A 23,787-nucleotide genomic window follows, 5' to 3' on the forward strand; every position below is an offset into this window, starting at 1 on the left:
GACACCAAGCTCCGAAAAAACATGGCGCGCGCATTGATGATCCAGGGAGCCGGCTCGGACGTGGGCAAATCGCTCATCGTCGCCGGCCTCGCGCGCGCCTTCACGCGGCGCGGGTTGCGCGTGCTCCCGTTCAAGCCGCAGAACATGTCGAACAATGCAGCCGTCACCGTCGATGGCGGCGAGATCGGCCGCGCCCAGGCGCTGCAGGCGCTCGCCGCCGGCGTCGAGCCGCACACCGACATGAACCCGGTGCTGCTGAAGCCCGAGACCGATGTCGGCGCACAGGTGATCGTGCAGGGAAAACGCATCGCCACCGCGCGTGCGCGCGAATATGCGGCGATGAAGCCGTCGCTGATGGGCGCTGTGCTGGAGAGCTTCGAGCGGCTGAAGGCCCGCGCCGATCTCGTGCTGGTGGAAGGCGCCGGCAGTCCGGCCGAGGTCAACCTGCGCAAGGCCGACATCGCCAATATGGGCTTCGCGCGCAAGGCCGATGTGCCGGTGGTGCTGGTCGGCGACATCGATCGCGGCGGCGTCATCGCGCAACTCGTCGGCATCAAGACGGTGATCGACCCTGACGATGCCGCGATGATCGAGGCGTTTGTCATCAACAAGTTTCGCGGCGATCCCACGCTGTTCGACGACGGCTACAAGCTGATCGAAGCAAAGACCGAATGGCGCGGCCTTGGCGTGCTGCCCTGGTTCGCGCGCGCCGGCGAGCTGCCGGCCGAGGATGCGCTCGGCCTGAGCGATGCGCGCAAACCGGGCCAATGCAAGATCGCCTGCCTCGCGCTGTCACGAATCGCCAATTTCGACGATCTCGATCCGCTCAAGCTCGAGCCGGGCGTCGACCTCGTGATGGTGCGTCCGGGCGAAGCGATTCCCGGCGACGTCAGGCTCGTCATCATCCCCGGCTCAAAATCCACCCGCGGCGATCTCGCCTTCCTGCGCGCGCAGGGATGGGATATCGACCTGCTCGCGCATCACCGCAGAGGCGGCCATGTGCTCGGCCTCTGCGGCGGCTATCAGATGCTCGGGCGCGGCGTCGCCGATCCTGACGGCATTGAAGGCCCTGCGGGCGACACGCCGGGGCTTGGGATTCTGGATGTGGAGACGGTGATGAGCCCGCAGAAGACGCTGACGCGTGTCGCGGCGGTGCATGCGGCGACGGGTCAGCCGATCCAGGCCTACGAAATCCATATCGGCCGTACCGATGGAGCCGATCGTGCACGGCCATTCGCAAAACTGAACGGCGAGCCTGAAGGCGCGATCTCGCGTGATGGGCGCGTGCAGGGCAGCTATTTGCATGGCCTGTTTGCGTCGGATGCATTTCGCAAGGCATTCTTGGCGAAGCTCGATATTCCCGCGGGCGACGAGCCCTATCAGGCGCGCGTCGAGAGCGCACTCGACGCACTCGCCGATCACGTCGAAAAGCATCTCGACGTCGAAGGCCTGATCGCGCTAGCGCGCTAGCACCTCGGTCAAGCGTGTCCATTCGGCCGCAGCGCCCGGAAGGCCGAGGCGAACCCAAGTCGGGTTTTGCGCGAAGACGCGGGACCAGATCTGGCCACGCGCGAGCTTTTCCTGCGCCGCACGCGCATCGGCCGTTTCGTAGAGGCGAAACAGGGGCGCACCACCAACCAGCCGCCAGCCTTGCGACTTCCCCAGGTCGTCGAGGCGAACGCAGTCCCGCACAAGCCGCACAGACGTCGCGTTGGCCCAGGCATCGTCACGCAGCGCGCGGCAGCCGATCGCGATCGCAGCTCCGGAGACCGGCCATGGACCTGACGCCGCCGCGAGCTTGGCGATGTCATCCGCATGGCCGATCGCGAAGCCGAGCCGCAAGCCGGCAAGACCATAAAACTTTCCGAACGAGCGCAGGATCAGCAACCCCGGCCGCCCCGCTTCCGGGGCGAGCGAGAGCTCAGGAACGGCATCCGCAAAACTCTCGTCGATGACGAGGTGACCGACGCGCGGCAACAGCGCGAGCAAATCCTTCGGTGCGTAGCGGCGGCCGTCGGGATTGTTGGGATTGATGAGGATGGCAAGGTTCGCCCCCGCCAGCGCATCGAGCGTCCTGACCTCCTCGACCTCCCATCCCGCGGCCGACAGAACGGGAGCATATTCGTTGTAGGTCGGCGCGAGGATGCCCGCCCGGCCGCGCGGCGCAAGCTGCGGCAATAATTGAATGGCGGCTTGTGCACCGCCCATCGCAACGATCGGCGCGCTTGTCCGATAGGCCTGCCGTGCGGCCAGATGCAGGGCGTCGATCTCGGATCGCGACGGCAACGCCTGCCAATGATGCGCGCCGATCTCGCCCACGGGATAAGGCAGCCGGTTGATGCCGGTCGACAGATCGATCCAGTCATCCGCACGTCCGCCAAAACGCTGCTGGGCCAGATCAAGATTTCCACCGTGCTCGCGCATGCCCTGTTCTTTCACGCGAAGGCCAGGATCGCAAGGACGCCTGCGAGCAGCAGCATGGCGCGGCGGTAGACGGTCAGTCCCTCGCTGATATCGGCCGCAAGCGGATCACGCGCGCCTTCGTTGAGCCAGGGCTCGTCGGTGGTGCTGCCGTGATAGATGCGCGGGCCGCTGAGCCGCACGCCGAGCGCGCCGGCCAGCGCCGCTTCCGGCCAGCCGGCATTGGGCGAGCGATGACGGCGCGCATCGCGCGTCATGCACGACAACGCCTCGGACCGCCGCGGCGCCAGCAGCACGAACAGAAATCCGGTCAGGCGGGCCGGGACGAAATTCGCGACATCATCGATGCGCGCGGCCGCCCAGCCGAAGGCTTCGTGCCGCTCGCTGCGATGGCCGATCATGGAGTCCAGCGTGTTGATCGCCTTGTAGCCCAAAATACCGGGCAATCCGAACAGCGCACCCCAGAACACCGGCGCGACAATGCCGTCGGACGTGTTCTCCGCGAGGCTCTCGATCGCCGCGCGTGCGATGCCTGCTTCATCGAGCGCCGCCGGATCACGGCCGACGATGCGCGACACTGCCTCGCGCGCGGCACCGAGATCGCGCTTCAGCAAAGGATTTGCGACGGCCGCAACATGATCGTGCAGCGAACGCAGCGCCACCAGCGGCCAGGCCAATATGCCGGCCAGCACGATCTGGATCCAGCCTGGGCGAAGTAACGATTGAAGCAGCCAACCGAGCGCAACCGCGAGCGCAATCACCAGAAGCGCGCCGGCGACGCCGGCAGCGCGGCGGAGCGCCGGCGGGTCAGAATCGCGATTCCAGCCGGTATCGATGGCGGCGATCAGCCGACCCAGCCAGGTCACGGGGTGGCCGATCCGCGCAAACAATTTTGGCGGCCAGCCCAGCAGGGCATCCACCGCCATCGCCACCACCATCGCGCCCGCAAAACCCACACCTGCCTCCTGTCCCGCCCCTGTTGCGCAAAGCGAGGGGCGAGCGCAAGCCCCCGGGTGCCTGATTTCGGCTTTGTCTTTGGCCGCGATTGGTGATTAGTCAGGCCCACAGGAGACCTTGATGGCCGTCATCTTGATCACAGGCGGAGCGCGATCGGGCAAGAGCAAACGTGCGGAAACGCGCACGTGCGCCTTCCCCGGGCGGCCCGTCTATGTCGCGACGGCCGAGGCGCTCGATACGGAAATGGACGCGCGCATTGCAAGACACCGCGCTCGGCGCGGAACCGACTGGATCGAGCGCGAGGTGCCGCTCGACCTCGTGCCCGCGTTGGTCGCGACCGACGGCGGCGGCGCGCGGCTCGTCGACTGCCTGACGCTGTGGCTCTCCAACCTGATGCATGCGGAGCGCGACTGGGACCACGAGGTGACCGAGCTCGCCGCCGCCCTGCCCCGTCTGAAGAGCCCGGTCGTCTTCGTCACCAACGAGGTCGGGCTCGGCATCGTGCCCGACAACGCATTGGCGCGCAGTTTCCGCGATGCCGCCGGGATCATGAACCAAACCATTGCGGCGGCTGCGGACGAAGTCGAGTTCGTCGTCGCCGGCCTGCCGATGAAACTGAAATGACGCCGCGCGCCGACATTCTGAAAGACGTCGTCGCCGATCTCAGAACCGCGGCGTCCTTCGTCACGATCGTGCCGGTGGCATCGTCAAAACCGGCCGGCGATGGTGACATCGCGCGCGCGACCTGGGCGCTGCCGGTCGCGGGACTCCTGGTGGGCCTTGCAGGCGCTGTGGTCTATGCGCTCGCGAGCAAGTTGGGACTGGCACCAGGCACAGCCGCCCTGCTCGCGCTCGCGACAACGACTATCATCACCGGCGCGCTGCACGAAGACGGGCTCGCAGATACCGCCGACGGCCTCGGCGGCGGACGGACGCGCGAGCGCAAGCTCGAGATCATGCGCGACAGCCGTATCGGCAGCTATGGCGTCTGCGCACTGATCCTGTCGTTCGGCCTGCGCTGGAGTGCCTTGGCCGCAATCGCCAATCCATGGGCCGTGATGCTGGCATTGTGCTCGGCCCACGCCGCAGCCCGCGCAGGCGTGCCGGCCTTCATGTCGTTGGTCACCCCGGCGCGTCCCGACGGGCTCGCCGCGCGCGCCGGATCGCCGCCGGGTCGCAGCGTGGCCGTCGCCTTCGCTGTCGGAACGCTCGCCCTCGCCCTTGCGCTCGGACCGGCCAAGGCGCTGGTTGGCCTGGTCCTGCTGTCCCTCGCCGGGTTGATCCTGGCGCAGCTTGCCATCCGTCAGATCGGCGGGCAGACCGGAGACATCCTCGGCGCTTTCGAGCAGGTCGGCGAGATCCTGATCCTGCTGGTGGCCGCAGCCTTCCTTCACGCGGGAGGATGATTGATGGTCGAGTTCGACGATGCCTTCCGCCGGCAATTGCACGAGCTGTTCGTATGGCGCCGCGACGTGCGCCGCTTTCGTACCGATGCGCTGCCCGACGGCGCCGTGGAGCGGCTGATCGAGACGGCCTGTCTGTCACCGTCGGTCGGCCTGAGCCAGCCGTGGCGCTTCGTCACCGTCGATGACGCCGCACGCCGCCGCGCCGTGATCGACGATTTCAAGACCTGCAACGCCGAGGCGTTGAATTGCTATTCCGGCGAGCGCGCCGGCCGCTATGCCGCGCTGAAACTCTCGGGCCTCGAACAAGCGCCAGGCCATCTCGCCGTGTTCGCCGACAAGACCAGCGACATCGGCCACGGGCTCGGCCGCGCAACCATGCCGGAGACGACAGAATATTCAGTGGTCGCGGCGATCACCGCGATGTGGCTCGCCGCACGCGCCGACGGGATCGGGCTCGGCTGGGTCTCGATCCTCAATCCGGAGCTCATCCACGGCGTGCTGGACGTGCCCGCCTCCTGGAAATTCATCGCCTATCTCTGCATCGGCTATCCCGAGGCGGAGTGCGATCAGCCCGAGCTCGAGCGGGCGACATGGGAGCACCGGCGTAGCGCGGACGAATTCACGCTGCGGCGGTAACCCCAAGTTCGTCATGCCCGGGCTTGTCCCGGCCATGACGGAGAGGAAGCTAACAGCTACGACTTGCTCTTGTCAGCAACCGCGGCCACGGGGGCAGCACTCTGCTGCTTCTCGAACATCAGCAGCGGGCGGAAGATGACGCGGCCATACGCCTCGTAGTGATGCTGGGTCGAAACCGCATTCTTCAGCGGCGTTGCGTAGTTGGCCTCGAACGTCATGAACTGCGCATAGGTCCAGGAGAACCCGACGCCGACGGAAGTCATTTCCGTGACGCCGGGGAATGTCGAATACACCGCACCCCAGTCGGTGAAGATGTAGGTGTCGAATCCCTTAAGCCATTGCGACCAGTTGTAGTGCAGCTCGGCGTTGAAATAATAGCCGCTGTCACCGGACGCCGCGTTGGTCGGATAGCCACGAACCGTCGTCGGACCGCCGATCGTAAAAATCTGGTCGCCCGGCAGCAGCTTTTCGTGCGTGTACTGCCAGCTCGCTAGCACGTTCGCACTGAAATTGGCGGGGCCCGCGGCGCTGTTTGCGATCAGCGTGCCGGTATAGGTGTTGAACGTGCGGTTGTTGCCGAGCACGTGGTCTTGCCATTCGATGTAGTTGACGGCGGGCGCGACCGTGATCGAATAGGTGTTGCCGGAATTGGTCACGGAGACGCCGGCCGTGGCCTTGCCGTAATGGTCGTCGGTCACGGCGACGGTCGAGAACCGGCTCACCGTCTTGCCCTCGGTCTCGGCGGCGTTGAGCAGCACCAGCCAGTTCTGCGTCACCCAGACCGGCTGGCTGAAATTGACCGCGGCCTGGCTCGAGCGCCCGGTGACGTCGAGCGCAACGAAGGGCCCGTCGACGATCTTGATCTTGCCTTCGGTATAGCTGACGCCGGCGCGGCCGCCCCAGGGGTTGACCGGGATGCTGTAGGCGACGTTGCCGTTGAGATTGCCGTCGGAACGGACGCCGTAAAAGGTCAGGCGGTCGTCGACGCCGAACAGGCCGTGGCGCTTGTAGAACGTGCCACCTTCCCAGCGGCCCGTATTCTCCGCGCCCTGATTGTCGACGAAGAGCTGCCAGGTATCGACCGGCGGCTCGATCACCGCAAACTGCAGGTCGGTCAGCCCGAAGCTCGCGCCGGGCTGGAGCAGCGCCTTGATCTGCACGTCGTTGGTCCGGTTGAACCAGGTCACGTCGCGATTGAGCTTGGGAACGTCGAGGACCTCGCCTTCCGGCTCCTTGACGCGCTGGAGGATGTAGTCGGTGCGGGTCTGCTTGTTGCCCTCGATGGTCGTCTTCTGGAGCCGGCCTTCGGTCAGCTTGATCCTGACCACCCCGTCCTTGGGATCCTGATCAGGCAGGGTGGCGATGCCGGTCACGATGCCGCGCTCAGTGTAGATCGCGTTGATATCGGCGACGATCTGCAGCAGCGCCGCGATGTCGACGTTTCTGCCGATATATTTCTTCGCGATCTCGTCGAGCTCGGCCGGCGTGATGAATTTGGACCCGTCGAATTCGAGTTTGCGCAGGCGGAATTTCGGGCCGCCCGGCTTCAGCAGCGGCGACTTCTCACGTGCGCCGCCGATCACGGCCGGGCCGCTCAGCTTGGGTGGCTCGCTCTGCTGTTCGAACTGGCGGCGTTGGCGGTCGATGTCGTTCTGGATCGCGCCGGGATTGATCGAGGGCACCTGCGCGCGCGCGGCCACGATGCTCGACGCTGCAAGCCCAACCCCCAGTGCTGCCCCCAGAACCCGCATTGACCTACCACGCCTCCGCGAGGCGGCTCACCGCCGGCTTCGTCGTTGCACCGATTGCTGCGTCCTTCCAACCCGGGCGCCCCACGCGCTGCCCCTGGCGGCGCAGCTTGCGCATGTCGCTGAGCCCTTCGACGTTCACGGCGGGACCAGACCCGATGGTCTCGACCGGCCGCGGCGAGAGCAAAGCGTCGAGCCGTGCATGGCCGGAGAGACCGAGCTGGTAGAACGTTCCTGCCCCGCTTTTCTGCGCCAGCCAGGTGTCGATGCTCTCACGCCCCTCGCCGTCGACGGCGATGTTGCGGGCCATGCTGGCACCGGTGTAGTCGCTGCAGCAGGCGTGGCCCGAACCGTAGTTCGAGACGGTTGCCGAGATATCGCCGGTGTAGGACACCACATAGGCGTTGGTGACATTGGCGTTGCCGACCTGGCTCATCGTGAACACGCCGCCAGGCTGGTAGAGCTGCAGCGTCGGCCAATTGGAAGGCGCCAGCGTCCGGTTGTTCAGCAGCACCTGCTCGGTCGCCGTGGTGAGCAGGAGCTGGCCCGGCACGTAGCCGTTCAGGATCGTCACGGAGCGCGCGTCGGTCAGGAAGTTCGCGTCCACCACCCTGAAATTGTTGACGATGATGGTATCAGGATCGATCGAGATGTTGGCGTACTTCGCGATGCCGCCATTGTAGCCGGTGATGTTCATGATCAGCGGGACCGGCGGGTTCGAGCGGACCTGCTCACCCCTGACGGTGATGGTGTCGGCGGCAAGATCGAGCTCCCTGACCACGCTGACCCAGTTGATGGTCAGGTCACCCGACGAGGTCAGCTTGACGACGTCGCCGCTGATCCGGTCGAACGAGACCCCACCGGCCACATCGAAATGCGTGTCGCCATTGGCGGAGATCGATCCGCCGCGAAGCTTGCCGGTCTCGGACTTGACGTCGATGCCACCTGCATCGCCCGGGATGCCGGTCGTGGTGAGCTGGCTGAAGACGATGTCGTCGTGGGCATGCAGGGTCTGCGTGCCGCCGCTGATGGCGGTGCCGACGGTGATCCCTCCTGCCGTCGCGGTAATGCCGAGCGTGCCGCCGACATTGATATTGTCCCACTTGACGACGGTGCCCTGCAGCAGCGCGTTGCCGGTCGCGGCCGTGAGGTTATGACCGAAGTTGGTTCCCGCGGCAATCAGCCTCGCCGAGCCATTGGCCGAGACCGAGCCCAGCGTCGTCACGCCGCCGGACATCACCGTCTGCGCCAGGATGAAACCATTGTCCGCATCGACGTTGATGCTTCCGGCGTCGCCATTGATGCCCGTCGCCGTGAGCGCGTTGAAGATCAAATTGTCGTGGGCGTGGATGGTCTGCGTGCCGCCGCTCTGTGCGGTCTGGAAAGTGATGCTGCCCTGGCCCGCAGTCGCGCCCAGCGTCGTCCCGACGTTGAGCACGTTCCAGTTGATCGGGCCCCCGGCGGTCAGCAGGCCTGAGCCGGTCGTCGCCGCGAGCGTGTTGCCGGTGATGGACGTGGCGGCCTGCAACGTCGCCGAGCCGTTGGCGGAGATTGAGCCCAGCGTCGTCACCCCGCCCGACGTCACTGTCTGCGCCAGGATGAAGCCGTTGTCGGCGGTGACGTCGATGTTGCCGACGTCGCCGGCATTGCCGGTGGAGGCGAGCGAGTTGAACGTCACGTTCTGGCTGGCGTGGATCGTCTGCAAGCCGCTGCTGCTGGCGGTCCCAATCACGATGCTGCCGCTGGCGGTGACGGCGCTGAAGCTGCCGCTCGCACCCGTCGCCGTGCCAGCGACCACCTGGTCGAGCGTCAGGCCACCCGTGCCGAGGATGTCGACGTTGCCCTTCGCGGCAGACAGCAACGTTGCGTCGGTGTCGGTGAGCGCCTTCAGATAGATGTCGCCGGCGCTCGCGCTCGCCGAGAGCCGTGCCGCGCTGAAGATGAACCGGTCCGTCGCGGTGCCGATGCCGTTCGATGCGCTCAGCGAAAGTTCGGCGCCCGAGCCGGACGCGACGAACCTGGTCCGTCCGTCGCCATTGTCGATGATCGCTCCCAGCGAGGCGACGCCACCCGCGGTGACGATGATCGAGGGAGCGTTGCTGGCCGCCGCATAGGACAGCGACGAATTCAGCTGACCGATCGTCGCATCGCCCGTGGTGGTCACCGAGATCACGCCGGCCGCGTTGATGGCCGAATAGGCGCCCATCGACAGCGTCGCGGCAACCAGGGTCACGCCGTCGGAGCTGCTGGTCGCGACCATCGGCGCCGCGCCGGTGCCGGCCGCGAACGTCATGCCGCGGTTGGCGAGGAGTTGCATCAAGCCGTCGCTGGTGAGATCGGCATTGATGGTGAGCGCGCCGCGCGGCACGTTCAGCGTCATCGCGCCGCCCGCCGTGAGCGATCCATAGGCACCGCTGGTGCCGACCGCGAGGTCGCCGGTAACTGCGAGCAGGCTGAAATCGCCGCCCGCAGAGCCGGTGACGGCGCCGGAGATATTCACCTGCAGCGGCTGGAAGGTCGAGCCGTTGAAGCCGATATTGCCGCCGGCGCGCAGATCGATGTCTGTGCCCAGAATGTGGATCGCGCTGCGGTCCGAGAAGCCGGCCTCGCCATAGATGCTGCCGGTCGCGGCAAGCTGGATCTCGTTGCCGGCGGAGATGTTGCCGAGGATGAGATCGCCGGTGGTCTGCTTCACATAGATGCCCTGCCCGGACGAGACCTGGTCGAGCTGGTCGTTGGCCGGGTCGGCGAAGGCGATCTGAATCGCGTTCGCGTTGGTCGCGGGATTGCTTCCGGCGGTCCCGGGAGCGCCGATATTGCCGTGCTCGGCGATCAGGGTCAGATTGGCGATATCACCTGAGATCACGGGCACACCGGTCACGCCGGCGGCAGCGGTGATGCCGGTCACGGCGTCGAGCTTGACGTCGCCGCGGCCGGTCACCTGGATGCCGTTGGCCTGCGCTGCGGCGATCGGGCCGTAGCTCGCGGTGATGCCGCCGAGCGTGAGGCTGTTCTTGCTGCCCAGATAGATATTGGACAGCGCCTTGGCCGAGATCGCCGTCGGGTTGTCGAGAACGACGAGGTTCTGCTGCGACAGGCTGACCGTATGGGTCACGACATGGGTCGTCGGATCCGTGGTGGCGCCGACGGTGAGCTGACCGGGACCGGCCGAGGCGAGCAATCCCCGCTGCACCGTCGTCAGCGACGAGGAATCGACGCTGGTGAAGGTGAACGTCTGGGGCGCGGCCGAATTGCCGACCGAACCGTGCGGCGCGTAGAGCATGATCTGGCTCGCGCTGATGTTGGCCGCGACGTTCGGGTCGATCGGCGGCGGTGCCGCGCCGACGGCCGACGACGAGACCGTGTAGGCAAGCTGGCTCTGCGTCCACTGCGCGCCCGCGGTGATGATGCCGTAGACCGCCTCGGTCGATGCGAGCGTGTAGGTGTAGTACGCATTGTAGGTATTGAGCGCGGCCTGCAGCGCCGCATTGCTCGGCAGCCGCTGATTGGCGGTAGTCACGCCGTCGAACAGCTTCGAGAATAGCGTCGTCGACAGCGAGCTGCCGAACACGGTCGCCAGCGGGTCGGCCGGCGCCGCGCCGAGCAAGGTCGTCAACGAGCTTTTGAGCTGGTCAGTGGAGATCTTGCCGAGCAGGAACTGGTCCCTCAGGAACCGTGTCGTGGCCTCGACCTGCATGTCCGTCGTCGAGACGGCCGCCGGAGCGATACCGAGCTTGGCCGCCACCTGCGCCCGCAGCACCGTCAGGCCCACCGAGGTCGGGGCGTAGGTGCTGCCGTTCGCGAAGGCGATGTTCTTGAGCTGGAAGTAGTCGTTGTAGGCCGACGTCACCATGGACTGGTAGCTGTTGACGGCGGCGGTGGCGGGATTGCCGTTGAGCAGGTCGAGATTGGCCCAGACGGCCTGGAGATGCGCGCTCTCCGCCGCGGTGATACCGGCGGCCGCCCGGCCGTTCAGGATGTTGGCCGGGTTGCCGTCGGAGCCGGCGGCTTCCAGGAAGACCGGGCCGCCGGTCGATTGGACCGTGCCGAGGCGGAGGTCGCCCCTGGACTGGACGATGTAGGTGCCGGTCGCGGAGGAGCTGTCGAGGACGCCGCCATCGACGGTGCTGTTGGCCTGAACCGTTCCCGTCGCCTGGATCACCAGCGGATTGATGTTGGTCAGGGTTGTCGCATTATTGACGACCGCGCTTGTCGCGCCGATCGCGCCGGCAGCGGAGTCGATCTCGATATTCTTGCCGATCACGACGGGATTATTGATGTCGTATGGGGACGCCGAGTTGATGTCGCCGATGGCCGAGAGGAAGACGCTGCCCTGCGGCGCGTTGCCGGTCACCGTCGGGCTCACCTTCACCTGGTTGATCGACAGCGATCCGATCGCAGCGATCGAGATATCGTGGTCGACCGAGTTGGCGGTCAGGCTGCCGCCATAGAGCTGCACCTGGACCGGAACGCCGCTCGTGCCGAGCGTGCCGATACCGCCCGGCGCAGACAGGTTGACGCTGGTGCCTGAAATCACCGGGTTGTTGGCGTTCGCACCGACCTTGATCGACGAGTTGGCGCCGCTGGCCGTGATCGAGGTGGTGCCCTGAACATTGTTGATCGACCCGTTGAGGGTGATGCTGGAGTTCGAGTTGACCGCAACCGTGCTGGTAGCACCGCCGTTGAACACGATGTCGATCGGGTTTGACGCCTTGACCGTGTTGGTCAGCGTCAGGGTCAGGTGCGTGTAGATTTCCTGGTACCAGTTGTACTGGCCGTCGGCGCCGCAACACCAGTCGGAATGGGTGGTCTGCCCGTTGTTGCCCGGCCTGCTGTCGTTTGGAATGTAATAGCTGCCGGTCGCGGTGACGACTTCCTGGTAGTTGGAGGCCTGCACTCCGGACACCAGACTGACCGCGCGGGTCCAAGGATGCGCGCCGGTATAACTCCAGCCGTAGTCGAACTGCGTGCTGGTCGGCGAACGATCCAGCGTCGCGCTGTCGACCCACTGATAAAGCATGTCGGCCTGCGGCCTGTACTGGACGCCTGCCGTACCGCTGACGCCGTTCAGCATCGAGGCGGTGTACTGGTTCGCATTGACGCTGTTGGTCACATAGGTCGACACCTGCTGGCCGGCCGCAGCAGTGGGATCGAACACGTACCACTTGGTCTGCTGCTGGAGCTGATCGACGATCTCGATCACGCTGGGGGTGGTGACACCGGTGTTGATGGTGTTGGTGACGAGCTGCAGGCCGCTGGTGTTGTTGACCGAGACCGTACCGGAACCGCCGTTGATCACGAGCTTGCCCTGTGATTGGCCGTCCACGGTCGAGGTCGAGATGATCTTGCCGTTCAAATAGATGTAGCCGCCCGAGCCCTGCACAACGCTGTTCAGGACGAGCTGGTCGGTGAGAGCGTTGTACTTCACCCCGATCATGGCATCGTGGGCGGCCGACGTGGTCACGGCGCTCGTGATGTCGTAATAGACGCCATGCTGCGCGTTGGCCTGGGCCTGGGCAAAGTCCGCGCCCCCGTTGCGGTTCTTGAGGCCGTTGGTGCCGTAGATCGCGTCATACGCAGCGGCGCCGATGTTGACCGAGTAGTTGCTGCTCGAGCCGCTCTGGAGCGTGCCGTTGATGTTGATCACGGACGCCGAGATGATGATCGCCTTGCCGATGATCTGGGCGTCGTTTGCAATCTGGGTGTGCGGCGCAGGCGCGGTGATCGGCGTGATCGCGGCCGGCTGGATGTTGATGACCTGGAAGTAGGCATCGCAGGTCGCGCAGTTGAACGGGGTGGAGTATGTGCTCGAACCGCTGGTCGTGTCGCTGTAGACGCCCAGGCCGTCATAGTCGTGCTGGTGCCACGGCGCCGTGGTGATGCTCTGGGTCGTCGGTCCCTCGATGACTGCGAGCGTGGCGGGGTACGGCACGCTGCCAGCGTGCTCATTTCCATCGCCGGGCGCGCCCTGGCCCATCGGCAGGAAGATCGCCGAATAGAGCGACGTGCGGTCGTAATACAGATCCAGCATGCGCGCGGTGAAGATCTTGCTGGCGTCGGGCCCGGAGACCGTTTGCTGGACGCCGTTGTTGCCGTCGACGCAGCAGTAATAGAAATACGGGTGATTGCCGCCCCCGCCGATATGCGGGCTGGTCGCGTAGTCGCCGTAGGCGCCGAGATAGGTCGCCGCCAACATCACCGCCGTGAGCGTATCGGTGTCACCCGGCTTGAATTCGGTACTGGCCCATTGCGCGGCGACATCGTCGTTGGTGTTTTTGAGACTCCCGAGCCCGCCGAGATAGGTGAACGAGCCCTTCGGCACCACCATCTGGATGGTCGCCGCCGTCATGGCCTGCGACGCGACGACGCTGCCGGAATTGTTGGTGATCTTGAGCAGGCCGTTCTCGTTGGTGATCGCCCCGTCCAGATAGATGTCGGGCGTGCTGGTGAGCGCGTTGCCGTTCTGGTCGACGGCCTGGCCGGTGACGGCATCCAGGCGGTTGTAGGTGGCCGAGATGTCGATCAGCGGCGACGCGCTCGGCGTGGCGGTGAAGGTCACGTTGGAATGCGAATCCGGATCGACATGGTCGATCTGGCGGTAGGTGATGTTGCCGCCGCTCACGTTGGTGACCGTGAGGTTGTTCAGGTCCATGAACTCGAGACCCTTGTTCTCGATCTTGATCATCGGCGAGCTGCGCGCGATGACAGCCGGCGCGGCCGGGTTCGTGCCGCTGTTTCCGGTCAGCTTCTGCGCCAGGATCGAGACGTTGCCGGCGGACACCAGCATGTCGCCGAGTGAGAAGGCGTTGCCTGCGGCGTCCGTGGTAAATGGCGCCTGCTGGATCAAGGTGTTGATCTGGCGCTGGATGTCGCCGGTCTGATCGGTGCCGGACGGCGACATGGTGGCGGGGTTCGCCGTCGTCGACGTCGCGAGCTGGGAGCGGATTTGCGCCGCGGTCAGGCCAGTCAGCGACACCAGCTGATTGACGATCAGCTGATAGGGATTGAAGCTGCTGACGACGGTGTACTGGACCGTCTGGTGGTTCCAGCTCATCACCGGATTGAAGTGATTGACGTCGGAAACCAGTTCGAGGGTGGATGACAGCGTGGAGTAAGGGCTTGTCGTGCTCAGCGTCGGCGCGGTCGCGCCAAGCTCGATCGTGACGGTCAGGTCATCGTTGATGCCCGCCACCACCAGGCCGTTGAGTGCGACATCGCCGGTGCCGCTGGTGTGGCTGTGGTTGTCGCTGTTCTTGGCGCTGAAGATGTCCAGATACGGATTGTAATTGCTGCCGTTGCCGGTGGCCGTGACCTGTCCCTGGGTTGCGCCGAGATAGATGTTCTGTACGCCGAGCACGCTAGACGTGTTGGCGAGCGTCAGGCTCGTGGTGTCGTCGGCATTGGCCGTGCCGCGATATAGGGTCGAGATCGGAATGGCCGTGTTATTGTAGACGACCGTCGTCGCTGTGGCCTGCACGCTGCTGAAAGCACTACCGTCGCCGGCAAGGCCCGCATACATGGTGATGTCGCCCCAGGCCTCGACCTTGGCGTTGCTGCCGACATTCACGGCCTGGTTGGCGTGAACCCAGGTGTTGGTGCTGGCGCCGACGCCAGCAATGGCGCCGTAGAGACTGGCGTTGGCATTGTTGGCCGCCGCCATCTTCGCGGCGGTGCCGACATAGATCTTGCCGGCGCTGAACAGCTCGCGGGCATTGATGTTGACCTGGAGCGTGGCGGTCGCCGTCATGTCGGATTCGGCGCCGCCGCCGGCGAAGAAGCTCGCCGTGGCCAGGCTCACCGTGTCGTTCGTATTCAGCGTGTTGTAGGCCTCGATGTTGATCACCGCGCTCGTCGTCCGCGGATCGTCGTTGAGGCTCAGGACCGTCCCGGCATCGATATTGGTGGTGACGGTCTGGGTGACGGTCGAGTTGCTGAGCGCTGCGGCGCCCGAGAACATGCCGCCCGAGCCCGAGCGCGCGCCGCCGCCGGCCTGGTTGACGATGTCGTTGCTGATGACATCCATGTCGCCGCCGGCGGAGTTGATGATCAGATGCGTGCCCACCTCGGCGGTCGTGTTCGTGGTCACGGTGTTCTGCGCGCTGCCGCCGGAGACACCAGCCGTGGACGCCTGGTAGGCGTCGCCGCTGGCTGCGTAATTCGTGGTGTGCTTGGCGCGGATATTGAGACCGCCGAGATAGAGCGTGTCGTCGGTCCCGTTACCGTCCATCCTCGCTTCGGTGGTCGCGGTCGAGCTTGTGGTTGCCACCGCCGCGGCGCCGGCATAGGTGCCGCCTGCGCCGACCAGGGCGCTGGAGACATTGGTATCGATGCCGGTGGCCGTGATCTGGAGAGCGCCGATGTTGGTTGCCGACGTGATCGCGCCCGCCCCGAGATAGGCGTAGGTTTGCGCGCTCGACGACGTCTGCGCAACGGTCGCACCCAACGCCAGGAACCCGCTCGAAAGACCGGTTGCCTCCGCGTATTGGGCGCTGTCGTTTTCGGCCGCAATGGTCACGTTTGCGTTGGGAAGCGTAATTCCGGTCCCGCCATAGGCGTTGACCGTCGCGTTCTCCGAAGCCTTGGCGTAGCTGCCCTGGGCACCGATCAGCGATCCGCCACCGCCTGCGAGTGCCCAGGCGTTGGTCGTCGTGCCGCCCGTCGGGACCAGCGCCATGGCGGCCACGGAGATCGCGCCGCCTGAGAAGATGGTGTTGTCGCCGATATCGGCCGTGACCTGGGCCCCGACCGTCGACTGGGCGACGGCGACGCCGACCGCACCGCCGCCAACCGAGACGCCGATTGCGCTGCTCGACAGATTGGGCGTGATCGACGCCGATACCAGCGTGCCGACCGCGGTCGCCGAAGTCGTGATCGTAGCGCCGTTGCCGATCTCGGCGAGCACGCTTGAATTCTCGTGGGCCTCGGCGTCGGCACCGACGCCCGCGACGATGCCACCGCCGAGCGCCGTTGCCGTCGTGGTCAGGGTGCCCGCGCCTTGCGCGCCGACGGCGAGCGTCGAGGTATCGACGTCGGCCCCCTGCAGCACCTTTGCCGAGACCGTGCTCGACCGGCTCGCCGTCGAGACCGAGGCGCCGACCGCCGCGGCCCCGCCGGTGACGCCGCCGGTGAAGACGATCTGGGTCGAGGAATCCTGTGCCATCACGGCGACACCACTGCCGCCCGTCCCGGTCACAGAGCCGCCAAGCTCTGCCGTCACATGGTTGGAGACGTTGCCGATCGCCACCGCCGCATCCGCGCCGAAGTAGAGCGCCGCGCCGCCCGCGATCGCCTCGGTGTTGATGGTCTGGCCGGCATAAGGCCCGGTGCCGGCGTCCTTGACCACGGCCGCAACCATGACGGATGGCGCGGCGACGGCCGAGCTCAGATTCGCTGTCACACGACTGTTGACGCTGGTGTAGCCGATGCCTGCACCGATGCCGACATTCTTGGCGAAGCCGGCGCCGAGCAGATACATCTTGGTCGCATTGGCGCTGGTGGCGCCGACATTGACCTGCTGCGTGGTCGTGACGCTGCCGCCCGCGATCTGCGCGGTGACGCCGTCAGCGCCGCCAACCAGCACGGTGCTGACGTCGTAGGTCGAGCTGACATGAGCGTTGTTCGGATTGCCGGCGATGCCGCCCGCGACCGCATCGCTGCCGTGCGAATTGCTGGTGCTGCTGTTGACCGCCGTGATGGTGCCGTTGTTGTGGCCGTTGCCGTCGCGCTGATCCAACTGCCCGGTTTCCTGGATCTGCGTGTCGGAATCGGCCGTGTTCTCGCCGATGATGATGACGCCGACCGTCGCGCCGATGCCGACGCTGCCGCCGATGCCCGCCGTGACCGCGTAGGACACCACTTCCTTGGTGCTGAGTGCGCCGACATTGATCGCGCCGGAGGAGTTCAGAACGCTGTTGACGCTTTCCGCAATGGTCTGGCTCTTGAAGACCAGCACGTTGGCGGCCGCGCCGACACCGACGCCTGAGCCGCTGGCACCGATCGCGAGCGCGCCGGCGATCTCCTTGATCGCCACATCCTCGTTCGCGCTGATGGTGACCGCGCCGCCCGTGGGCGACTGCAGCGTGGTGTCGTAGACGCCGGCGATGGTGGTGTTGTTGGCGATCTCGATGTTCGCCATGCCGGCGATCGCGGCCGATCCGGTCGCGAGCGAGCCGCCGACGGAATAGGCCTCGAAGCGGTCTTTCGTGGTGGCCTCGACGTCGAGCGCGCCGGTCAGATTGAGCGCGGTCGTGTGCGTCGTGTTGCCGCCATGGTAGAAGAATTCGTCGCCGACATAAGCCTCGGTCCGGTTGGCCGAGACCTGGACCAGGAACGCGGCCGCGACCGCGGCCTGGCTGCCATAGGCCGCCGATCCGCCCGCGGAGTAGATGGCGGTCGTGTCATAGGCGTTCACGGTCAGCGACGACGCCGTCATCGCGCCGCCGTCGACATAGGCCTCGGTGGTCGCAGTGAAGACGTTGAGAGCAACCGAGCCGGTGTTGAAGCCGACGCCGATCGAGGACGCATCCTGCTCGGCATTGGCCTTCACGGTGACGGCGCCGACGGTCGGGGTCGTCGTCGACGAAAGGCTGCCGACGGTCGAATTGGTGATGGTGGCCATCGTGGTGCGCGACATCGTCGTCGAGATGATGGTCGCGCCGCCACCGCCGGTGCCGGTCGGAGGCACGATGCCGGCGCCGAACGCGCCGGAATAGGAGAAGCTCGAGGCGGCGACGTCGATCTGCGGCAGCAATCCGGCACTGGTCAGCCGCGTATCGATGCTGGCGCTGTCGATATAGGCGTTGGTCGACCCACTCAGCACCGAGGTGATCGGGTTGATCATGATGGAGATGCCGGTGCCGGCCGCGATCGTCATGACATTGGTCACGACCGCCTGGTGCGAGCTTGCGACCACGGCGAGCCCCTTCACAATATCCTGGGTCTCGCTCAGATCGGGCGTGTGGTCGGTCGGCGCCTGGAAGCCGCTGAGATCGTTCGCGTGCGCCAGCGTTCCGCTGTTGACCGACAGCGTGTCGGTCGAGCTGGTTCCGAGCGCGTCGACCTTGGTGTTTGCTCCGCTGATATAGGCCGAGGTGCTGCCGGTGATCTGGTTGGTCACCATCGAGCCGGCGCCGCCGGCCGGGCCCTTGGAGATCGAGAGCGCGCCGGCGGACACGACGACGTTGTCCGTGTTGTTTGCGATCACCGCCACGTTGTTGTTGGCGGTGACGTCGGATCCCTTGGTGGCGCCCAGCGCCGCGCTGTCGGTAATGCTGGCAATGACGTTGGTCCCCATCAGGTTGGTCGCAACGGAGCCTGCGAGGCCGACCTGCGAGGATATCGCGATACCGACGGCGACCGTCGAGATCGTGGCGTTCGAAGTTGCGCCGAGGGCGACGGTACCTGTCGAGGTCACCTTCGAACCGGTGATGCCGGCGCTGACATTGTTGGCTATGTTGCTGTTGACGAGCGACAGACCCGCGGCGTTTCCGCCATTCGGCGCGATCGCGGCGACTGCAGCCGAACCGGTGATTTTGGAATTGTCAGTCGCGTTGATCGTCACGGAGCCGGCCGACACAGTCGAGCTCGTGGAGTTCGACTGTGTCTTGCCGATGCTGGCCGAGACGGTGTTGGTGATCGAGCTGATCGTCAGCGCGGCGGTACCGGCGAACTGTCCGCTGGCCGCGCCGATGCCGAGGGCGACCGACTGGATCGCCGAGGAGTCGGTTGCGGTCACGTTGACGCGACCGACCGCCGTCGTCAGCACGTTGGCAATGTAGGCCGAATGCGTCGTCGCGATGGTGTCGTAGACCAGCGAAGCGCCGATATCATTCTTGGCGGCCTCGATGACGCCGGCGACGGAAACAATGCCGCCGCCGGGTCCGCTACCTACTCCCCCGTTGAGCGCGGCCGCACTGAAGTCGACGCAGTTCTGCCCTCCGGTGCCGCCGTGGGTCGTGCAGGTGTCCGACGCGAGGAGCCCGTTGTTCGACGTCTTGACCAGATTTCCGAGCGCGGTGTCCAGCGCTGACACGTCGCCGCTGTCGGCGATCACCGTGATCGACCCGACATTGATGCTGACCGTCGCACCGCTGTCGATGTAGGCCGTCGTGGTCGGCGATATCTCGTCGACCACGATGGCACCGGTCAGCGAGTTGCCATTCGTCGACGCGCCGCCCGACGCCGCGCCGGCCGCGATCACGCTGGCATTGTCGGCGAGCACCTGCAGCGTGTCGTAGTTGGAGATCGAGCTCGAGAGGATGTGGGCGTCGGTCGCCTTCCGGTTCGTGGGATCAGAGATCGAGGCATATGTCAGCGCGATGCCGACACCGGCCTTGCCACCCGAGAAATAGAGCACGCCGCCGCCGATTGCGATATTCGTGGTCTGGTAGGCGTCGACCTCGAGGGTGCGGTTGACAACGCCCGTCCGGCCGGTGACGGTCGAGCTCTCGATATAGGCATTGGCGCTGTCCGTGATGATGCCGACCGAGGCCGACAACGAGGCGGAATTGGCCTTCGATCCCGAGATGCCCAGCGCGACGACGGTTTCAGAGCCGCCATTGAGCGCCATGACCTTCAACGTGTCCTGATTGTTCAGCGTCGTGCCGTAGATATAGGCGAGCGTGTTGTTGCTCGACATCGCCGACGCGATGGCGCCGCCGACGGCCACACTGGTTGATCCCTCGCTTCCGGCCATGTTGGCCGCAGCCGAACCGGAGCCGTTATCCAGAATAGTGTCGTTGAGCGCCTGGACGAGTGTCTTGGTGCTCACCAGGTTCGTCGTGGTGTATTTGTCGATCGTCCCGGCGTTCCTGATATAGGCGCTGGTGCCGAGCGAGACGTCGCTCACCGAGGAGCTGCCGGCGAGATCGATGCTGAACCCGCTGGTGCTCGATCCGGACTTCGAACCGACCTGGCCTGCTCCAGCTGCGACGCCCGCGGTCCCGCCGGTCGCGGCTGACGTCACCGCCTGCGCCTTGGTCGCGAAGCTGGACACGCCGGGCTCCGAGATCGCGGCTGCGATCGATGCCGCGGTGATGCGGCCGGATGTCGTCGCGGAAATGATCAGGTTGTCGGCCTTTACCGAGCCGGTGCCGCCGCTGGTTCCGGAGAACGGATCATCGACGTTGAAAGTGCCACCCCGGATATCGTTGCTGTTGTCGCCGATATAGGCTGCCGTGTCGGCGGTCGCGCCGAGATAGGCGACAGCGAGGCCAACCGCCGAGTTGGCGCCGATCGAGACCGCACCGGCGATCGACAGCATCGACAGGTTCTGCGCGGCATAGATGTTGACGGTCGGCGCCTCGACGATAGCCCCCGCTCCGATCGAAGCGTGGGTCGTATTGTCGATCAGCGCCATCGAGGTGATGCCGTTCAGCGCCAGCGCACCCTGGGCCTTGCCCGATGTCGGCGCGACGCCGAAAAACTGGTCGGTCGTGACGGCTTCGACGGAGATGTCGTCGTTCGCCTTCACCGTGGCATTGGCGGCGACGCCGGCGATGGTGTTGTTGGAGAGCTGGACCAGATTGAGCGAGCCGCCGAAAGACGAGCCTCCCGACGTATTACCGATGAAGCCGAACGTGCCGATGTTACCGGCGACGTCGATCGACGCAGTATAGGAGCTCGCCGTCACGGCAAGCGTCGCGTCGAAAGCCTGGGTGCCGTTGTTGAGATTGGCCGTCCACGCGCCGCTGCCGCACGATGCGACGGTGCAGGTCGCATTCAGGTTGGCGGCGGTCGCGACCCACGCCGTCGAGTTGTTGTGAACGATGAAATTGTTCAGCGAGCCGGAAATCCCGAGCGTGTCGCCTGCGTCGGCGCCTGCGTTCGCGTAGCTGGTGATGATGTTGCCGCTGACGCCAAGACTGCCGTTGAGATGGCTCAGCACCTCGGTCAACCCGGCCCATTGGGTCCAGGTGTTGGTGATCGGCATCGAGGTGTTTGCAGCGACGCCGATGTTCGGCGCACTGATCGTCACGCCCTCGCCGATGTAGGCATTGGAATTGTGGGTGTAGTTGCCCCAGGCCACGGCCGCACTGATCGCGTAGGATTGGCCATTGATCGGGCTCGAGGTGATCGCCGCCGTCGTCGAATTGTTCCGCACGCCGACATCGGTCACGCTGGAGACCACCGCGACATTGCCGGTCGTGTAGATCGAGGGTGCCCCGCCGTTGGGATTGGTCGCGATCGCCGCCGTGGCATTTTCGGTGCTGTTGGCGAGCGTAAGCGCCGCGGAGGCCTTGAGGTTCAAATCGGCCGTGATCAGCGTGCTGGTCATCTGCGACACGATGATACTGGTCGGCGCGGAGCCGACGGCCGCAACACCCTGCAGGCCCGCGATCAACGTGGGTGTTCCGGTGATGGTCGACGCCATGGTCGAGTTCGACGTGGTGTTCGAGACGGCGTTGACCGTGACCGGACCGGTCATCGGGTTCGCGCTGGTTCCCAGCGATGATCCCAGCGTCGCGTTGGCGGATGTATTGATGTTGCTCATCGCCATCGCACCGCCGACATTGCCGTTGAGCGCAGGATTATCCAGCGCGACCGATGTCGCTGATGTCGAGAAGCTATTGTTGTTGGTCGCGTAGACCGCGAGGCCGCCGGCCGAACCGCTCGCCGTTCCCGCGCTCAGATGGGCACCGGTCTCGACATTCGCGTTGGTCGTCACAGAGGCGTTGGTATAGGCGAACGTTGCAACCACGGCCGCGCTGGTGGTTGCCGCGATCGCGGCGACGTTCACCGTGGCGTCGTTGGTGGAATTGATGTTCAGGTATCCGCCGGCGTTGATCGTCGCGCCGTTTGCAATGTTGGCGGAGACGTTGCCGACGACGTTGCCGACCACGGCCGAAGCGCCGAACGGAAGACCACCTCCGATCGTCGATGCGAGCACCGGATCCGCCGCCGTTTCCGAACCCGTCGCGGTGATCAGGACATTACCGCTCGCGGAAATATTGGCATGACCATTAATGGCAACGTTGGCCGTCGCGCTCGCGGCGACATAGCCGGCATTGACGCCAAGGTTCAGCCCCGCAACGGTTTCGCCGAGCATCGCGAAAGCGCCGGACACCGAGCTCAACATGTTCGACACGGCCGTCGAGGTCGCGCCGATCGTGATGTTTCCGCCGGTAATCTGGCCATCGACCGTGATGCCGGTCGTCGCATAGGCGTGGCCGGACACCAGGGTCTGGCTCGCCGTCGCAGCGAGGGTGACGCTGCCGTCGGTGTAGCTCGTTCCGGAATTGACCGCTTGCGCGAGAATCTTGGCGCCGTAGGCGATGTTGATCGTTTTCGCGTCAAGCTCGACATTGTTGGCGTTGCCGGTCGAATGACCGTTGACGTCGAGACGGCGGGCATCGATCAGCGCGTGCGCGGCCAGCGTGATCGAATTGTCCGCCTGCACGACATAGGTCGCACCGGCGCTCAGCGCCGCGATGGCGTTGGCGACGGACGTGTTCGACAGCGTCACGCCGGTGTCGCCCTGCCCGGTATCGCCGATCACCACGTCGGTCGGGTCGATCACCAGCGTGCCCGCCTTGCCGTTCGGCGCGCTGAGGTTGATGGAGACACCGCTGCCGATGTCGATGACGCCGTTTCCGCTCAGCTCTGCCAGGCCCGCATTGCCCGCCTTCGAGCCGGCGTTGATCGCCGCACCGCTCTTCACTGTGAGGTCGTTGCCGGCCTTGACCAGGACGCTGCCGGCATCGCCCGTCTTGCTCGCCGTGCTCAGCTTCGCGTTCTTGCCGACGTCGATGTTGTGGCCGGCCTGAACGGTGATGTTGCTCGGCGTCGTCGTCTTGCTGCGCGCGGTCAGCCGTCCGTTCACCCTGGCATTGTGGACGGCGCCGATATGGATCGAGCCGTTGCTCACGGTGATGGCGCTGGCGCTGCGCAGGCCCTTGGAATTGACCGACGCGGCGAACTTCGCGGCGTGGTCGAGATTGGCGATATCGCGCTGGGTCGCGCCGCCGACGAAGACGTTCTGCCCGGTCAGGCGCACGCCATCGATGGCGTTGATCCGGCCGTAGATCCTGACATTGCCGTCCGGCGAGACCGGGAAGGAGCCCGCCATCAGGTTGCCGACCGCCGTGCCGTTGATCGCCCCTCCGGCGCCGATCAGGCTGTCGGTGAACTCGCGCGTCGGCGTCGAGACGTTGAGGCTGCCGACATTCACCGTGCCGCTGCGGCCGACGACGAAGCCCTTGGGATCGGCGAAGTAGACGTTACCGCCGATGGCGCCGTTCATGTAGGAGTTGAGCGTGCCGTTGACGTAGACCGGCGCGTCGTGAACGATGTTGACGAGGTTTTGCGTGCCGGTCGGCAGCTGCAGATTGACGGTGTTGCCCTGCCCGACGCTGAACTGCGAGAACGAGTTGAAGGCGTTGGCGCCCGACACCGTCGACGTCGTGACGTTGGTGACGCTGCCGGAGGTCTGCAGGGCAGTGCCGGTGCGGCCGTCAGGGGTGATGACGTTCGCCGTCTGCGCCTGAAGGCGGACGCTGAACACCGGCAGGAAGACCATCTGCATCGCGCAGAGCAGCGACATCGAACGGAAGCGTGCAAGTCCTTGCAGCATCCGTTCGTTGTTGCCTCGCCTCGCAGACGGTCTGCGCATTTCAGATCCT

Annotated in this window: 8 protein-coding genes; 4 read left to right on the forward strand and 4 right to left on the reverse strand. The window is 65.6% G+C overall.

What is annotated here, in order from left to right; all coding sequences use genetic code 11:
• The first annotated feature begins 21 nt into the window (after nt 1-21).
• Nucleotides 22-1,470 (forward strand): cobyric acid synthase, encoded by a 1,449-nt coding sequence (locus tag K3F49_RS11940; RefSeq protein ID WP_234681113.1) that lies wholly within the window; start codon nt 22-24, stop codon nt 1,468-1,470.
• Here the strand turns inward: K3F49_RS11940 and cobD are convergent.
• Complete coding sequence (cobD, locus tag K3F49_RS11945) at nt 1,459-2,424, reverse strand: threonine-phosphate decarboxylase CobD (RefSeq protein WP_234681114.1); 966 nt, start codon at nt 2,422-2,424, stop codon at nt 1,459-1,461. The genes K3F49_RS11940 and cobD overlap by 12 nt on opposite strands.
• An 11-nt stretch (nt 2,425-2,435) precedes the next feature.
• Nucleotides 2,436-3,377 carry an adenosylcobinamide-phosphate synthase CbiB gene (gene cbiB / locus K3F49_RS11950; RefSeq protein WP_234681115.1) on the reverse strand — a complete coding sequence of 314 codons (942 nt, stop codon included), beginning with the start codon at nt 3,375-3,377 and terminating at the stop codon, nt 2,436-2,438.
• A 121-nt stretch (nt 3,378-3,498) separates the two neighbouring features.
• Here cbiB and cobU point away from each other — a divergent pair, with 121 nt between their 5' ends.
• Genes cobU through bluB form a run of 3 tightly spaced genes read left to right on the forward strand, consistent with a single transcriptional unit; the run spans nt 3,499 to nt 5,420 of the window.
• Nucleotides 3,499-4,002: a bifunctional adenosylcobinamide kinase/adenosylcobinamide-phosphate guanylyltransferase gene (gene cobU, locus K3F49_RS11955; RefSeq protein WP_234681116.1), complete on the forward strand. Its 504-nt coding sequence runs from the start codon at nt 3,499-3,501 to the stop codon at nt 4,000-4,002.
• Complete coding sequence (gene cobS, locus K3F49_RS11960; RefSeq protein ID WP_234681117.1) at nt 3,999-4,784, forward strand: adenosylcobinamide-GDP ribazoletransferase; 786 nt, start codon at nt 3,999-4,001, stop codon at nt 4,782-4,784. Before cobU ends, cobS begins: the two co-directional genes overlap by 4 nt.
• A gap of 3 nt (nt 4,785-4,787) precedes the next feature.
• Entirely contained in the window at nt 4,788-5,420 is a 633-nt protein-coding gene (gene bluB / locus K3F49_RS11965; protein ID WP_234681118.1) for a 5,6-dimethylbenzimidazole synthase, read from the forward strand.
• A gap of 56 nt (nt 5,421-5,476) precedes the next feature.
• On the opposite strand, the gene K3F49_RS11970 is transcribed toward bluB, so the two are convergent.
• Together K3F49_RS11970 and K3F49_RS11975 are read right to left on the reverse strand one after the other, a co-directional pair.
• Nucleotides 5,477-7,171 (reverse strand): ShlB/FhaC/HecB family hemolysin secretion/activation protein, encoded by a 1,695-nt coding sequence (locus tag K3F49_RS11970; RefSeq protein ID WP_234681119.1) that lies wholly within the window; start codon nt 7,169-7,171, stop codon nt 5,477-5,479.
• 4 nt (nt 7,172-7,175) lie between these two features.
• The gene (locus tag K3F49_RS11975; protein ID WP_234681120.1) at nt 7,176-23,777 is read right to left on the reverse strand and encodes a leukotoxin LktA family filamentous adhesin; all 16,602 of its coding nucleotides are present in this window, start codon (nt 23,775-23,777) and stop codon (nt 7,176-7,178) included.
• Between the last annotated feature and the right edge of the window lie 10 nt (nt 23,778-23,787).

The sequence above is a fragment of the Bradyrhizobium monzae genome, assembly GCF_021458635.1.
Classification (GTDB): Bacteria; Pseudomonadota; Alphaproteobacteria; order Rhizobiales; family Xanthobacteraceae; genus Bradyrhizobium.

Bases quoted from the DNA above. Each gene is read 5' to 3' on its own strand.
- K3F49_RS11970 (WP_234681119.1), bottom strand. From the start codon at position 7,171: ATGCGGGTTCTGGGGGCAGCACTGGGGGTTGGGCTTGCAGCGTCGAGC.
- cobU (WP_234681116.1), top strand. From the start codon at position 3,499: ATGGCCGTCATCTTGATCACAGGCGGAGCGCGATCGGGCAAGAGCAAA.
- bluB (WP_234681118.1), top strand. From the start codon at position 4,788: ATGGTCGAGTTCGACGATGCCTTCCGCCGGCAATTGCACGAGCTGTTC.
- cobS (WP_234681117.1), top strand. From the start codon at position 3,999: ATGACGCCGCGCGCCGACATTCTGAAAGACGTCGTCGCCGATCTCAGA.
- K3F49_RS11975 (WP_234681120.1), bottom strand. From the start codon at position 23,777: ATGCGCAGACCGTCTGCGAGGCGAGGCAACAACGAACGGATGCTGCAA.
- cobD (WP_234681114.1), bottom strand. From the start codon at position 2,424: ATGCGCGAGCACGGTGGAAATCTTGATCTGGCCCAGCAGCGTTTTGGC.
- K3F49_RS11940 (WP_234681113.1), top strand. From the start codon at position 22: ATGGCGCGCGCATTGATGATCCAGGGAGCCGGCTCGGACGTGGGCAAA.